Origin of the sequence: Vreelandella jeotgali Hwa, from assembly GCF_000334215.1 — a bacterium.
Classification (GTDB): Bacteria; Pseudomonadota; Gammaproteobacteria; order Pseudomonadales; family Halomonadaceae; genus Vreelandella; species Vreelandella jeotgali.
Genome location: NZ_AMQY01000023.1, coordinates 155,236 through 169,528 on the forward strand (window position 1 = coordinate 155,236; position 14,293 = coordinate 169,528).

A 14,293-nucleotide genomic window follows, 5' to 3' on the forward strand; every position below is an offset into this window, starting at 1 on the left:
GCCGCCCGCGCCCGACAAGGAGTTTTCATTGAGTCCGTCCGCTGACCAACCCGTTAAAAAGATTCAGGCGATTCGCGGCATGAACGACCTGCTGCCCGATGCAAGCCCGCGCTGGCAGTTTCTTGAAGCCCGAGTGCGCGATCTCATGGCACGCTACGGCTTTGCCGAGATCCGCACGCCGATTGTCGAGCAGACGGCGCTGTTTGCCCGCTCCATCGGCGAAGTCACCGATATCGTCGAAAAGGAAATGTACACCTTCGACGACCGCAACGGTGACAGCCTCACGCTGCGCCCGGAAGGCACCGCCAGCTGCGTGCGCGCGGCCATGCAGCACGGCCTGCTCCACAACCAGACCCAGCGGCTTTGGTACCAGGGGCCGATGTTTCGCCACGAGCGCCCGCAAAAGGGTCGCTATCGCCAGTTTCACCAGGTAGGCGTGGAAACCTACGGGCTGGACGGGCCGGACATTGACGCCGAGGTGATTCTGCTTTCTGCCCGCCTGTGGCAGGAGCTGGGGCTGGCCGAGCACGTTACCCTGGAGCTCAACTCGCTGGGCTCGGCCGAGGCTCGCGCGGCCTACCGCGATACCCTGACGGCCTACTTCGAGCAGCACGGGGAGGTACTCGACGACGACTCCCGACGCCGCCTGACCACCAACCCGCTGCGCATTCTGGATTCCAAGAACCCCGAAATGGCCGAGGTCATCGCCGGCGCGCCGCAGCTGATCGACCATCTGGACGAGGCCTCCCGGGAACACTTCGAGCGCCTCAAGGCCCTGCTGGAGGCCGCCGGAATCGGCTATGTGGTCAATCCCCGGCTGGTCCGCGGTCTGGATTACTATTCTCGCACCGTGTTCGAATGGACCACCGATGCGCTGGGCAGCCAGGGCACCATCTGCGCCGGCGGCCGCTACGACGGCCTGGTCGAGCAGCTGGGCGGCAAACCCACGCCGGCGGTAGGCTTCGCCATGGGCATCGAGCGGCTGGTACTGCTGCTGGAAACCCTCGACCTGGTGCCCGCTGAAGCGCTGGGCGGTTGCGATGCCTACCTGGTGCCCATGGACGACGCCTCGACCCCGGAAGCACTGGCGCTCGCCGAATCCTTGCGCACGGCCCTGCCCGGGCTCAACCTGACGCTGCACTGCGGCGGCGGCAGCTTCAAGAGCCGCATGAAAAAAGCCGACAAGAGCGGCGCACCGCTGGCGATTCTGCTGGGCGAGGACGAGCGCGCCGACCAGGCCGTGACACTCAAGTTCCTGCGCGATGATCGCGAGCAGCAGCGCGTGGCACAGTCGGGGCTGGCCGACACCCTGGCATCGCTGACAGAACATCCCCGACACAACACCTGAGCCGCTACCTGCCGGTGCTGATGCGTCAGCTGCCGGCATTTGCCGCCATCGCCGGGAGCCGGCATGGCCGGCGTTCGGGACGCAACATTTCAAGGAGGCCGCCCGTGGCGGAGCTGAGATCCGAAGAAGAGCAGATTGACGCCATCAAGCGCTGGTGGAAGGAAAACGGCACCTCGCTGGTCGCCGGCCTGGTGCTGGCCGGGGCCGGGGTATTCGGCTGGAATGCCTGGCAGGACCACCAGGACAGCAAGGCCGAAAACGCCTCGCTGCGCTATCAGCAGCTGGTCGCCCAAACCGCCGGTCTGGAATCCGCCGACGACAGCAACGCCCAGGCACTGGCCAGCGCCCGAACCGCCGCCGAAGAGCTGGTGGACAAGAACGACGGCTCGCTGTACGCCGAGCTGGCTCTGCTGCTGGATGCACGTCTGGCGGTACAGGAAGACGACACCGACGGCGCCCGCGCCTCGCTGGAGCAGGTGCTCGACGACTCGCCGCGGCAGTACCTCAAAAGTCTGGCTCGGCTACGCCTGGCGCGCCTGGATGTGGCCGCCGACCGCGGCGACGCCGCGCTTGACCAGCTCGACGACAGCCTCGTTGAGCCGCTGGCGGCCCAGCGTTACAACGTACGCGGCGACGCCTACTACGCCCTGGGCCGCGAGGACGACGCCCGGGACGCCTGGCAGCAGGCCCGGCAGCTGGCCGACGACCAGGATCAACCGCTGTACGGCGTGGCGATGAAGCTCGATGACCTGGGCACCCGGGATCTGGATGTCGAGCGTCCGTCTTCCGGCACTCGCCTGCCCGGCAATGCCGCACCCGGCGAATCCCTGCCCGCGGCATCCACTTCCACCCTTCGCGGCACCGACGAGGCAACGCCATGACCGCTCCCCGTTTTTTCCGCACGTCGCTATCGCTGACGCGCCGCCTGACGCTGGGCGCCGGCCTGGTGGCCGTACTCAGCGGCTGCGCCAGCCAGGGCGACCCCGTGTATCCGCCCAGTGAACTCACCGACATTGACGCCTCGTCGAGTCTCGACACCCGCTGGTCGACCGGCATCGGCGACGGCCTCGGGCGGGCGCGCTATCCCGTCGCGCCGGCGCGCGACGGCGACCGGCTGTTTGCGGCCGATGCCCGCGGGCTCGTGGTAGCGCTGGATACGCAAAGCGGCAAACGTGACTGGGAAGTCGAGCTCGACGCGGATGTCTCCAGCGGGCTGTCGGCGGTGGCCGAACACGTCTACCTGGGCACTCGCAACGGCAGGATTATCGCCCTGAACCAGAAAGACGGCAGCGAAGCCTGGCACGCTCGGGTTTCCAGCGAAGTGCTGGCCGCGCCCCAGGCCAACCGCGACCTGCTGCTGGTGCAAAGCACCGACGGCCAGGTAACCGCGCTGGACCGCCGCACCGGCGAATCGCGCTGGACCTATACCAGCAGCACGCCGTCGCTAACGCTGCGGGGCACCGGCACGCCGCGCACCATCAACCCCGTGACCTTTGCCGGCTTTGCCAACGGCCGCCTGGTCACCCTGGACAACCGCAGCGGTGAACCGCTGTGGCAGCAGCAGGTCGCGATTCCCGAGGGGCGTAGCGAGGTTGACCGCCTGGTGGACCTCACCGGCCAGCCGCGGCTCACCCAGGACGGCCGACTCTACGTCACCAGCTACAACGGCCGCCTGCTGGCGCTGAACGCCACCAACGGCGAGCTGATGTGGGAGCGCCCGCTATCCAGCCGCAAGACACCGCTGCTGGTGGGGGATTACCTCTTTGTGGTCAGCGACGACAGCCGCGTCATCGCGCTGGATGCCGGAAGCGGCGACCGCCTCTGGGAAAACGACGACCTCACCGGCCGCTGGCTGACCGCGCCGGCGTTTGCCGACGGTCGCATCGCCGTGGGCGACCATGAGGGCTATCTGCACCTGATCGACGCCCGCAAGGGCGAACTGGTGGGCCGCACCCGCGTTGACAGCTCGGGCATCAGCGTCGCGCCGGTCACCGACGACAGCACCATCCACGTGCTCGCCAACGACGGCAGCCTGGAAACTCTGGACGTTTCGCCATGACGCCGGTTATAGCCCTGGTCGGCCGCCCCAATGTGGGCAAGTCCACCCTGTTCAATCACATGACGCGCTCCCGCGATGCGCTGGTAGCCGATTTCCCCGGGCTGACCCGCGACCGTCAATACGGCAATGGCGTGCTCGGCGGCAAGGACTACACGGTCATCGATACCGGCGGCATCAGCGGTGATGAACAGGGCATCGACGGCGCCATGGCCGAGCAGTCGCTGGTGGCTATCGACGAAGCCGATATCGTGCTGTTCATGGTCGACGGCCGCACCGGGCTCAACGTCGCCGACGAGGCCATTGCCAACCACCTGCGGGTCAACCGCAAGAAAACCTGGCTGGTGGTCAACAAGACCGACGGGCTCGAAGAACACTCGGCCATGGCCGACTTCTGGACGCTGGGCATGGGCGACCCCAATGCCATTGCCGCGGCCCACGGGCGCAACGTCGCCGGACTGATCGACCGGGTGCTGGCGCCGTTTCCCGAACGCGACGAGTCGATCCCCGTGGATACCGGCCACAGCGGCATCCACATCGGTGTGATCGGCCGCCCCAACGTGGGCAAGTCGACGCTGGTCAACCGCCTGCTGGGCGAAGACCGCGTGGTGGTCTACGACGAAGCCGGCACCACCCGGGACGCCATCGAGATCCCCTTCGAGCGGCGCGGCAAACCCTACGTACTGGTGGATACCGCCGGCGTGCGGCGGCGCAAAAGCGTGCGCGAAGCCACCGAGAAGTTCTCGATCATCAAGACGCTGGATGCGATCAAGCAGTGCCACGTCGCCGTCATGGTGCTCGATGCCCGCACCGGGCTGGTCGAACAGGACCTGCATTTGCTCGACTACGTGCTCACCAGCGGTCGCGCCCTGGTACTCGCGGTGAACAAGTGGGACGGGCTGGAAAGCGAAGCCAAGGATAGAATGCGCGCCGAAATCAAGCGCCGGCTGGGTTTTGCCGACTACGCCGAGCTGCACTTCGTCTCGGCGCTGCACGGCACCGCCGTGGGCGATCTGTATCCGTCCATCGAGCGCGCCTTCGAGGCCGCCCACGCCCACTGGTCGACCAACCGGCTGACCACGCTGCTGCAGGATGCCGTCGCCCAGCACGCACCGCCGATGATTCACGGCCGACGCATCAAGCTGCGCATGGCCCACCAGGGTGGCACCAACCCGCCGGTTATCGTGGTGCACGGCAACCAGACCCGCTCGCTGCCCGACGCCTACCGCCGCTACCTGACCAACACCTTCCGCAAGGTGTTGAAGGTGCGCGGTACGCCCATGCGCTTCGAGTTCCGCTCCGGAAAGAACCCCTACGACAACATGGCCGGCGCCAGCGACCAGCGCAAAGCCAAAAAGCGCGAGCTCAACCGCACCAAGGAGGCGCGCAAAAGCCGCCGCTAGGCGGCCCCGACATCGCTGATGCGCCGTGCGTTTCGCCCCAGCCCGCCGTGCCGGTCCAGCATGCGCTCCTGCCAGCCGTGAACCGGGTCGGTCTCTGCGATCAGGTCAGCGTTTGAAGCGCAGCGCGCCCACATAAAGTGGCCGAAAACCAGATAGTCGGCACCAGCGGGGGCCTGTCCGTCGAGAAAAGGCGAGGCCTTTAGCTGGCCCCGGAGCGGTTCCAGCGCGGCATCCAGCTGGCCAACCCCCCTGGCCGGAGAGTGGAATGCTTCCAGCGTGCAGCCAAGGCGCTTTTCCCGATTCTCACGGAAGTAGGCTCGGTCAGCGGGATGGATGGCGCTGAACAGGTCCATCATGATGATCTGCATGATGGACGGAGCCAGGGCACGCTCGGCGTAGTGCTTGAAAAACCGCGCCCGCGCCTCGGTCATGCCTTCTCCCAGCAGCGACGCCTCGGGATAGTGATGATCCAGGTAGCGCATGATGTCGTAGCTATCGGTAACGACTTCGTCTCCGTCGACCAGCACCGGCACCTTGTCGTGGTGAGCAAAGGCCAGCGCCTCCTTCTCGGTGAAACGCCAGGGTCGCGTCTTGACCTCAAGCCCCTTGTGCGCCAGCGCATAGCGAATTCGCCAGCAGAAAGGCGAAAAACGCAGCGCGTCTTCGATACCGCAGAGTTCATAGAGTAGCCGGGCCATACGCCCTCCTGTGGTTCTGTCTGTATGCTGCGATGACTTTCACGGCCCCAATTTCCTATCGGCTCAAGAGGCCGTACAGAGCTCCATCCGCTCGCCGGTGGTGCCGTCCGCCTTGTGCTGGAAAAGAACGCCCTCGGCCCCAGATCCGGCTCCCTTTGTCCACCATTCCAGCTCGTCACCGACGTAACGCGCGCCGCTACCGGACACCGCGATTTGCAGGTCGTAACGACGGTTTTCATATTTGACGCGGGCGGTGTCCGCGGTGGGATAGCTTGCGGTGATCGTGGCGCCGCTTTCGCAGCGGTACTGCTGGGCGGACACCGCGCTGGAATCAGGCGCCGGGGTATCGGCGTTATCCGGCGGCGCGCCGGCGCAGGCAGAAACGAGCAGGGCACAGGCAAGCGTGACAAACGCCGGGCGGATCATGGAGGACATGGGACCTTCCGATTCGGTAGTACGTAAAATAGCGCAATAGCGCGGGTAAAAAATATCAGCTTGGCGTGCAGCGTAACATGGCATTTTGCCACTGCCGTCCGGCCGTTTGCAGGGTTGTGGCCAGCGCCTGGGTCGCCGGGCCTGCGGCATTGCGGTCGGCATGCACCAAAAACAGCTTTTCCTGGCGCTGGCCGCCTTCTACCAGCGGGAGCGGCTTTAGGCTGCCCGCCTCCAGCTCCCGACGAATATGCTCATACGGCAGCCAGGCAAACCCCAGCCCGTCGGTGGCAAACTGAATCGAGGTGCTGAGTTGGGACACGGTCCAGCGCTGCTCGGCGTCAAGCCAGCCCGCATCCTGGCGCCGCTTGAGCCCTGAGTCCCGCACCACAAACTGGCGATGCGCGCGCAGATCGTGATGGGTCAGCTCACGCTCAAGCTGATGCAGCGGATGCTCGGGGTGCGCTACCGCCAGAAACGACACGTCAAGCAGCGGCTGGCCGAGAAAACCGGGCGGAGGACGGTGGGTAATAACCAGATCCGCTTCCCCGTTAAGCAGGGCCTCCTGAGTGCCGGACAGCACCGACTCGATGAGCTGCACCCTTGACGCCCGGCTCTCGGGCACAAAGGCGGCCAACGCCTGGCTCAGCAGAGCGGTGGGAAAGATGGCTTCTACGGCCAGCCGAATTTCGGTTTCCCAGCCTTCGGCCAGGTTGCTGGCCAGATACTCAAGGCTCAAGGCGTCATCGACCAGGGCGCGGGCCTGCCGCAGCAGCGTTTTGCCCGCCGGCGACAGCGTTGCCTTGCGCCCCTGCATGGTCAATACCTCCACCGGCAGCTGCTCCTGCATGCCTTTCAGCACATAGCTTATCGATGACGGGCTGCGGCTGAGCGCCTCGGCGGCCCTGGCGTAGCTGCCTTCATCCACTACCGCCTGCAAGACGGCCCACTGCTCCAGGCTGATACGGGGAATTCTTTGGGTCATGTCATCCTCTTGTAGCGATACACCCGGCCGGCGTTAGCCCCCGAGAACGGCCGAACGTTACGCGATCAATCTAATTATTCGTTCTTTTTGCGCTAAATAATGCCATTTTTTAGCGCAATAAAACAGGTAAGGTATTTTCTGTAAACCAAACAGCGGGGGATATTCCCCGGGAGGCAGCAACAATGACCAGGGTACTGGTGCTTTATCATTCCATGTACGGCCACATCGAAACCATGGCGAACACCGTCGCCGAAGGCGCGTGTCAGGTAGACGGCGTCGAGGTTACGGTCAAACGCGTTCCGGAAACCATGCCGGCTGACGTCTTTGAATCGGCCGGCGGCAAAACCGATCAGGAGGCCCCGGTCGCCTCACCAGCGGAGCTTGCCGAGTACGACGCGATTATCTTCGGTACGCCGACCCGCTTTGGCAACATGTCCGGCCAGATGCGTACCTTCCTTGATCAGACCGGCGGCTTGTGGGCCAGCGGCGGTCTGGTGGGCAAGGCAGCCAGCGTATTTACCTCGACCGGCACCGGCGGCGGTGAAGAAACCACCATCGCCTCTACCTGGACCACACTTGCTCACCACGGCATGGTGATTGTGCCGATCGGCTACGCGACTTCCGAGCTTTTTGATATCTCCCAGGTGGGTGGGGGCACGCCTTACGGCGCCTCGACTATCGCTGCCGGCGACGGCTCGCGTCAGCCCGACGAGCGCGAGCTTACCATTGCCCGCTTCCAGGGCGAGCACGTAGCCAGGGTGGCGGCAAAGCTCAGCCGCTAAGCCCGACGGGCGGAGGGAGGGCTGCGCTCTCCCTCTCCTTCGCTGGCTCTGGCCTGATATCCCACGCAGCTGATTTTGCATACGGAGTGAATCATCATGGGTCTTTTGATCAACGGCGAATGGCACGACCAGTGGTACGACACCAAAAAGCACGGCGGTGAGTTTGTGCGCGAATCCGCAAAGCTGCGCGACTGGGTGACCGCCGAGGCGGATCGTTTTCATCTTTACGTTTCGCTTGCCTGCCCCTGGGCGCACCGGTTGCTGATCATGCGCAAGCTGAAGGGCCTGGAAGGTCTGATCGGCGTCTCCCACACCAGCCCGCTGATGCGGGAAAACGGCTGGACGTATCACGTCGATGAAGGCTCCAGCGGCGATGCGGTCAACGGCGTTGCCTACCATCACCAGCTCTACACCCTGACCAGTCCGGACTACACCGGGCGGGTAACGGTGCCGGCATTGTGGGACAAAAGCGACGGGCGCATCGTCAACAACGAATCGGCAGAGCTTGTGCGCATGCTCAACGGGGCGTTTGACGAGCTTACCGGCAACCGGCTGGATTTCTACCCCGACGACCTGCGCGAAACCATCGATGCGGTCAACGCCGACGTTTACGATCACATCAACAACGGCGTGTATAAAGCCGGCTTTGCTACCGATCAGGGCGTATATGAAGATCACGTTATAGCGCTGTTTGAGGCGCTTGACCGCATGGAAGCACGGCTCGCCGAGCACCGTTATCTTGCCGGCGAATGGCTGACCGAGGCGGATATTCGCCTGTTTACCACGCTGATTCGCTTTGATGCCGTCTACCACGGGCATTTCAAGTGCAATCTGCGCCGGATTGAAGACTACCCCAACCTGTCGAACTACCTGCGCGAGCTGTACCAGTGGCCGGGGGTCAAGGAGACGGTCAACTTCGACCATATCCAGCGCCACTATTACATGAGCCACGACACCATCAACCCCAACGGCATCGTGCCCAAGGGGCCGCTTCTTGATCTTGACCGCCCCCACGATCGCGATCGCCTGACCGGTCAGGGCGTGCGTGAAAAGGCATGAAAGCCAATAACCAGGCCAGTAGCCAAGAAAGGAGTGTCTCATGCTGATCCGCGCCGGCAATGAACGTGGCTATGCTGATCACGGCTGGCTGCGCTCGCGCCATACCTTTTCCTTTGCCAACTACTTCGACCCTGAACACATGGGCTTTCGCACGTTACGCGTGATCAACGAAGACCGTGTACAGGCAGGCCAAGGGTTTGGCACCCACGGCCATGAAGAGATGGAAATCATTTCTTACGTGCTCGACGGCGAGATGGCCCACAAGGACAGCACGGGCAACGGCGCGGTGATGCGCCCGGGAGATGTCCAGCGCATGTCGGCGGGCACCGGCGTTCTGCACAGCGAGTTCAACCACTCAAGCGAGCAGGAACTTCATTTTCTGCAGATATGGATCATGCCCGCGCGGCACGGCATTGCGCCCAACTACGAGCAAAAAGCCTTTCCGCCCGAGCAGCGGCAAGGCCAGTGGAGGCGGGTACTTTCCCCGGACGGGCGCAACGACTCCGTGAGTATCAACCAGGACGTCAACCTCTATCTGGGCCGCTTTGCAGCCGGTGAACAAGCCGAGCTGCCCCCGGTGCGCCATGCCTGGCTGCATGTGGCCAAAGGAGAGGCGGTCATCAACGGCGAGAGGCTTGCCGCCGGCGATGCGGCCGCCTTCAGTCCCGGCGAGCCGATTGAGGTTGCCGGCCAGCGGGACGCCGAACTGCTGCTGTTTGATCTTGCCTGACCTGGTCTGAGCCGTCAGTTTCGCCTCTCTGAACGTTATTCGGCTTGGCCGTGGGCTGAGCCATCTACCTGAAAGGCAGTGCGCTGAGCAATACTGAAACAAACCCCGCTTTGTTCGAGTCGCGCGAATGCCCCGTTGTTGACGGCCGCCGGGTGATTCAGCATTTTTCGCCGCGGTCGGCCGAGGTGGGCGGCATTCCGATCAACCGGATGCTGCCGCGTGCAAACGCCGGGTGCCGACCCAGTGGTTGGCAAACTGCCAGGCCACGCGACCGCTGCGCCCGCCGCGCAGGGTGGCGTAGCGCACGGCCTCGGCGCGGGCGGCGCTGTCCCAGTCCTGCGGTGAGCCCAGCTGCGATACCCACTGGGCACAGGCCTGGAGATAGACATCCTGCTGAAACGGATGGAACCCCAGCCAGAGGCCAAAACGGTCCGACAGCGAGATTTTTTCTTCCACGGCATCGCCGTGATGCAGCTCATCCCCAACCAGACGCGATGCCTGATTATCGTCCATGGATTCCGGCAGCAGATGGCGGCGGTTGGACGTGGCGTACAGCAGCACGTTATCCGGCGGGCCGGTGAGCGCGCCGTCGAGTACGCTCTTGAGCGCCTTGTAGGCATCGTCGTGGCCCTCGAACGACAGGTCGTCGCAATACACCACAAAGCGCTGCGGCAGATAGCGCAACTCTTCCACCAGCGCCGGCAGCCGGCTCAGGTCGTGGCGGTCAATCTGGATCATGCGCAGCCCCTCGGGAGCCAGCGAGTTGAGCAGCGCGCGCACCAGCGATGACTTGCCGCTGCCCCGAGCGCCCCACATCAGCGCATGGTTGGCCGGCAGACCCTGGAGAAACGCCCGGGTGTTATCCAGCAGCGCGAGCTTCTGGCGCTCGATCCCCAGCAGGTCGTCCAGCGCCACACCGTCGCGCACGGGCACCGGCACCAGCTGCCCGCCCAGCGGATGACGCTGCCACAGAGCGGCAACATGGGTCGTCCAGTCAACCTGCTCCGGCGCGGGCGGCAGCCAGTGTTCCACGCGTTCCAGCAGCTGCATCAATCGCTGCGTCAACTCGGCATCCATCGAAATTCCTCCGTTGTGATTTATACTCGCCATGTCTTTAAAGGCTGCCCTTAAGGACTGTATTCAAGGGCCATGTTCAAGGGCCGTGCTGAAGCGCTATGCTCAACGCCGGTGATCCCGCCGACCTGTCGCCGACTTATCAACCAGGAGACGCTTATGCGAAACGTCCGCTCCCTTGCCGTGACCGCTCTAAGTACCACGCTCATGGGTACCATGATGATAACGGCGCTTGCCGGCTGCGCCACCTCGCCTACCGGGCGCTCGCAGCTGCTGCTGATGTCGGATGACGAGCTCAACCAAATGGGCGACAAGGCGTTTGACCAATACCAGCAGGAGCTTCCTGCCGCCGACGAAAACAGCCAACGCTACGTGCAGTGCGTGGCCCGTTCCATCGTCAACGAGCTGCCCGCCGAGCAGCGCCGGCAAAGCTGGGAAGTGGAAGTCTTCAAGGCGGACGAACCCAACGCCTTTGCCCTGCCCGGTGGCTACATCGGCGTCAACAGCGGCATGCTCGACGTCGCCGACAACCCGGCCCAGCTGGCCACGGTGCTGGGGCACGAAGTCGGCCACGTACTCGCCAACCACGCCAACGAACGCGCCTCGACCGAAAGCGCGACCCAGCTGGGGCTCTCGGCGCTGTCGAGTGCGGCCGGGGTGGAATCCGCCGGCGGCGAGCAGCTGATGGGCCTGCTGGGCATGGGCGCGCAGTACGGCATTCTGCTGCCGTTTTCGCGGCGCCATGAAAGCGAGGCCGACCGCATCGGCCTGCAGCTCATGGCCGGCGCCGGTTTTGACCCGCGCGAAAGCGTGAATCTCTGGCAGAACATGCAGCGCGCCGGCGGTGGCGGCCCGCCCGAATGGATGTCGACTCACCCCAGCGAAGGCCACCGCATCAGCGGACTCCAGGCCGATATGCCCCGGGCGCTGGACGCCTATGAAAACGCCCGCAATCGCGGACACACGCCGGACTGCCCGCGCCCCTGACGCTGCCGGCCCCACCCGCTTCTGCTTAACCGAGGAATGTGATGATACGTCTGGGATTGCTGTTACTGATTCTGCCGCCGCTGCTGATGCTCGGCCTGTACTTCTGGGAGCTGGGAGACGTGCGCGCCTGCCAGCTCGACGGCGGCCACTGGGACTACGTCGCCGGCGTCTGCCGCGAGTCGGCCCAGGAATTTGCGCCCTGGATCGAACGCGCGCCCTTTCTGGTCAACGGCGGCCTGATGGCCTCGGTGATCGGCCTGCTGATGTGCATGGTCGGCCTGGCGCAGCGGCGCCAGGGGTAACGCCACGCTTCAGCCGTCGGCCAGCGCCTGGCGCAGCGAGGCGCGCACGGCGGTTGTGTCCGGGCGCACGCTGCGCCAGAGAAAGAACGACTCGGCCGCCTGCTCCACCAGCATACCCAGCCCGTCGATAGTGCGTGCGCCACGAGCCTCGGCCCAGCGCAGAAACACCGTGGGCTCGGCGCCGTACATCATGTCGTAGGCGCTGGCGCCAGCGGCAAACAGGCCGTCGGGCAGCGGCGGCATATCGCCGGAAAGGCTGGCGCTGGAGCCATTGATCACCACGTCAAAGGCGCCGTCAATATCCTCAAGGCCGCCGCCGCTGACCTGTCCGGCATCGGCGAACGCCTCGGCCAGCGCGACGGCCTTGGCTGCAGTGCGGTTGGCGATCATCAGCTCCCGGGGGCTCTCGGCCAGAAGCGGGGCCAACACCCCGCGTACCGCTCCGCCGGCGCCGACCATCAACACACGCTTGCCTTTCAACGTGACTTCGTGATGCGCGAGATCACGCGCCAGCCCGATGCCGTCGGTATTGTCGCCGTAGGTGCGCCCGTTGCCGCCCATAATCAGCGTGTTCACCGCGCCGGCCCGCTGCGCGCGATGGCTGAGGGTATCGCTCAGCGCAAAAGCGTCACCCTTGAACGGCACGGTGACATTGGCGCCGCGCCCGCCGTCTTGCACAAAGCGCTGCCAGGCGCCGGCAAAATCGTCTTCGGGCGCCTCGACCGTGGTATAGCGCAACGACTGGCCGGTCTGGTCGGCAAAGGCCGCGTGAATCTGCGGCGACTTCGAATGGGCTACCGGATTGCCGAATACGGCATAGCGATCAGCCATGAGATTACTCCTGTACCGAGTCTGCAAAGGGCGTGTCCGAGAGCCAGTCCCGGGGCGTCAGAAAGGCCTCCAGCCGGGCTTCCGCGCTGGCTTCCTGCGGCTGGTAGGCGTATTCCCAGCGGACCAGCGGCGGCATCGACATGAGTATCGACTCGGTGCGCCCGCCGCTTTGCAGGCCGAATAGAGTGCCGCGATCCCAGACCAGGTTGAATTCCACGTAGCGCCCCCGGCGATACAGCTGAAAGTCGCGCTCGCGCTGCCCGTACGGCGTGTCGCGGCGGCGCTCGACAATCGGCACATAGGCATCCAGAAAGCTGTCGCCCACCGCGCGCATGAAGGCAAAGCAGTCGTCAAAGCCGCCGGTGTTCACGTCGTCAAAGAAGAGCCCGCCCACGCCGCGGGTTTCGTCGCGGTGCTTGAGATAAAAATAGTCGTCGCACCAGGCCTTGTAGCGCGGGTAAACATCCTCGCCGAAAGGCTCGCAGGCGGCCCGAGCCACGCGATGCCAGTGGCGTACGTCCTCGAGCACCGGGTAGAACGGCGTCAGGTCAAAGCCGCCGCCAAACCACCATACCGGTGCCTCGCCGTCTTTCTCGGCGATCAAAAAGCGCACGTTGCCGTGGCTGGTGGGAACGTGGGGGTTTTCCGGGTGCAGCACCCAGGAAACGCCCACGGCATGAAAACTGCGCCCTGCCAGCTCGGGCCGCGCGGCGGTAGCCGAGGGCGGCAGCGTCGCCCCGTAGACGTGGGAATAGTTGACGCCGCCCTTTTCAAAGACGTTGCCGTTTTCAATCACTCGGGAGCGGCCACCGCCGCCTGCCTCGCGGTCCCAGCTGTCTTCCCTGAAGGCCGACTGGCCGTCGGCCTCGGCGATGCCGTCGCACAGGCGCTCCTGCAAATCGAGAAGATAGCGTTTTACATCGTCAAGGTGTTCATGCGCCACGGTGTTGCTCCAGGGCTAAAACGGAGGATGGAAAGCCGGGGTTAACAGGTCGGCCGGGTCAGTCACGCAGCACACGGCCGCTGGCCAGATCCCGGATGCTGGAAGGGCGCTCGTGCCCGCCCAGCTCGCCGGCGAGTACCACTGCCGGCTCGTCCCGCTGATCGGTGGCGAACAGGGCGCCGGCTTCGGCAGCGCTCATGGCCGGCGGCTCGCCGGCGCGATTGGCCGAGGTAGACACCAGCGGCCCGCCGAACGCTCTGCACAGCGCCTGCATCCCCGGGTGATCGGTTACCCGCAGGGCGACGGTCGCGTGGTCACCGCGCACCAGCGCATGAGCCGTGCCGTTATCCGGCACCAGCCAGGTCACCGGCCCCGGCCAGCTGGCCAGCAGGGGCGCGTACAGCCGGTAGTCGAGCCCCGCCAGCCAGGCCGTCAGCTGGTCGATATCGGCGGCCACCACGATCAACCCCTTGGCCGGCGCTCGGGTCTTCATGCGCAGCAGGCGGGTCAGTGCCGACGGGTTGTGCGGATTGCAGCTGAGCCCCCAGACAGCTTCGGTCGGGCAGGCAATAACATCGCCGTCGCGCAGCGCGGTCACGGCGTTTTCCAGCGTAGCGGTCCCGGGGATAACCGTCGGCATGAGGAGCTCCTTCGCGGCAGTAG

Annotated in this window: 16 protein-coding genes; 9 read left to right on the top strand and 7 right to left on the bottom strand. The window is 64.9% G+C overall.

All coding sequences use genetic code 11. The features are described 5' to 3' along the window. Positions 1-28 precede the first annotated feature (28 nt). The 4 genes from hisS to der all read left to right on the top strand — a co-directional run bounded on the left by hisS (position 29) and on the right by der (position 4,807). On the top strand, positions 29-1,348 hold the full coding sequence (gene hisS, locus C793_RS0111150) for a histidine--tRNA ligase (protein WP_017431025.1): 1,320 nt from the start codon (positions 29-31) through the stop codon (positions 1,346-1,348). Between the two features lie 104 nt (positions 1,349-1,452). Next, on the top strand, positions 1,453-2,229 hold the full coding sequence (locus C793_RS0111155; RefSeq protein ID WP_017431026.1) for a tetratricopeptide repeat protein: 777 nt from the start codon (positions 1,453-1,455) through the stop codon (positions 2,227-2,229). After that, positions 2,226-3,407, top strand: a complete 1,182-nt coding sequence (gene bamB / locus C793_RS0111160) for an outer membrane protein assembly factor BamB (RefSeq protein ID WP_017431027.1) — start codon at positions 2,226-2,228, stop codon at positions 3,405-3,407. The genes C793_RS0111155 and bamB overlap by 4 nt, the downstream gene beginning before the upstream one ends. Further along, the gene (gene der, locus C793_RS0111165) at positions 3,404-4,807 is read left to right on the top strand and encodes a ribosome biogenesis GTPase Der (RefSeq protein WP_017431028.1); all 1,404 of its coding nucleotides are present in this window, start codon (positions 3,404-3,406) and stop codon (positions 4,805-4,807) included. Before bamB ends, der begins: the two co-directional genes overlap by 4 nt. On the opposite strand, the gene C793_RS0111170 is transcribed toward der, so the two are convergent. The 3 genes from C793_RS0111170 to C793_RS0111180 form a co-directional block, all read right to left on the bottom strand. Next, the gene (locus C793_RS0111170) at positions 4,804-5,505 is read right to left on the bottom strand and encodes a glutathione S-transferase N-terminal domain-containing protein (protein WP_017431029.1); all 702 of its coding nucleotides are present in this window, start codon (positions 5,503-5,505) and stop codon (positions 4,804-4,806) included. The genes der and C793_RS0111170 overlap by 4 nt on opposite strands. Before the next feature lie 63 nt (positions 5,506-5,568). Beyond that, positions 5,569-5,940, bottom strand: coding sequence for an MliC family protein (locus C793_RS0111175; RefSeq protein ID WP_169330554.1), 372 nt, complete (start codon positions 5,938-5,940; stop codon positions 5,569-5,571). 55 nt (positions 5,941-5,995) lie between these two features. After that, positions 5,996-6,922, bottom strand: coding sequence for a LysR family transcriptional regulator (locus C793_RS0111180; RefSeq protein ID WP_017431031.1), 927 nt, complete (start codon positions 6,920-6,922; stop codon positions 5,996-5,998). A 182-nt stretch (positions 6,923-7,104) separates the two neighbouring features. On the opposite strand from C793_RS0111180, the gene wrbA reads away from it, so the two are divergent. From wrbA to C793_RS0111195, 3 genes are all read left to right on the top strand, one after another. Further along, positions 7,105-7,704, top strand: a complete 600-nt coding sequence (gene wrbA / locus C793_RS0111185; RefSeq protein ID WP_017431032.1) for an NAD(P)H:quinone oxidoreductase — start codon at positions 7,105-7,107, stop codon at positions 7,702-7,704. 96 nt (positions 7,705-7,800) lie between these two features. Then, positions 7,801-8,763, top strand: coding sequence for a glutathione S-transferase family protein (locus C793_RS0111190; protein WP_017431033.1), 963 nt, complete (start codon positions 7,801-7,803; stop codon positions 8,761-8,763). A gap of 40 nt (positions 8,764-8,803) precedes the next feature. After that, on the top strand, positions 8,804-9,493 hold the full coding sequence (locus C793_RS0111195; protein ID WP_017431034.1) for a pirin family protein: 690 nt from the start codon (positions 8,804-8,806) through the stop codon (positions 9,491-9,493). Between the two features lie 201 nt (positions 9,494-9,694). Here the strand turns inward: C793_RS0111195 and C793_RS0111200 are convergent, their stop codons facing one another. Further along, entirely contained in the window at positions 9,695-10,570 is an 876-nt protein-coding gene (locus tag C793_RS0111200) for an ATP-binding protein (RefSeq protein WP_017431035.1), read from the bottom strand. A 156-nt stretch (positions 10,571-10,726) separates the two neighbouring features. Here C793_RS0111200 and C793_RS0111205 point away from each other — a divergent pair, with 156 nt between their 5' ends. Together C793_RS0111205 and C793_RS0111210 are read left to right on the top strand one after the other, a co-directional pair. After that, positions 10,727-11,554 carry a M48 family metallopeptidase gene (locus C793_RS0111205; RefSeq protein WP_017431036.1) on the top strand — a complete coding sequence of 276 codons (828 nt, stop codon included), beginning with the start codon at positions 10,727-10,729 and terminating at the stop codon, positions 11,552-11,554. 41 nt (positions 11,555-11,595) lie between these two features. Continuing rightward, the gene (locus tag C793_RS0111210) at positions 11,596-11,856 is read left to right on the top strand and encodes a hypothetical protein (protein WP_017431037.1); all 261 of its coding nucleotides are present in this window, start codon (positions 11,596-11,598) and stop codon (positions 11,854-11,856) included. A gap of 9 nt (positions 11,857-11,865) precedes the next feature. Here the strand turns inward: C793_RS0111210 and aroE are convergent, their stop codons facing one another. Genes aroE through C793_RS0111225 form a run of 3 tightly spaced genes read right to left on the bottom strand, consistent with a single transcriptional unit; the run spans position 11,866 to position 14,270 of the window. Next, positions 11,866-12,687, bottom strand: coding sequence for a shikimate dehydrogenase (gene aroE, locus C793_RS0111215; protein ID WP_017431038.1), 822 nt, complete (start codon positions 12,685-12,687; stop codon positions 11,866-11,868). A 4-nt stretch (positions 12,688-12,691) separates the two neighbouring features. After that, the gene (gene hemF / locus C793_RS0111220; protein WP_017431039.1) at positions 12,692-13,630 is read right to left on the bottom strand and encodes an oxygen-dependent coproporphyrinogen oxidase; all 939 of its coding nucleotides are present in this window, start codon (positions 13,628-13,630) and stop codon (positions 12,692-12,694) included. A gap of 58 nt (positions 13,631-13,688) precedes the next feature. After that, on the bottom strand, positions 13,689-14,270 hold the full coding sequence (locus tag C793_RS0111225) for an L-threonylcarbamoyladenylate synthase (protein ID WP_017431040.1): 582 nt from the start codon (positions 14,268-14,270) through the stop codon (positions 13,689-13,691). Positions 14,271-14,293 lie beyond the last annotated feature (23 nt).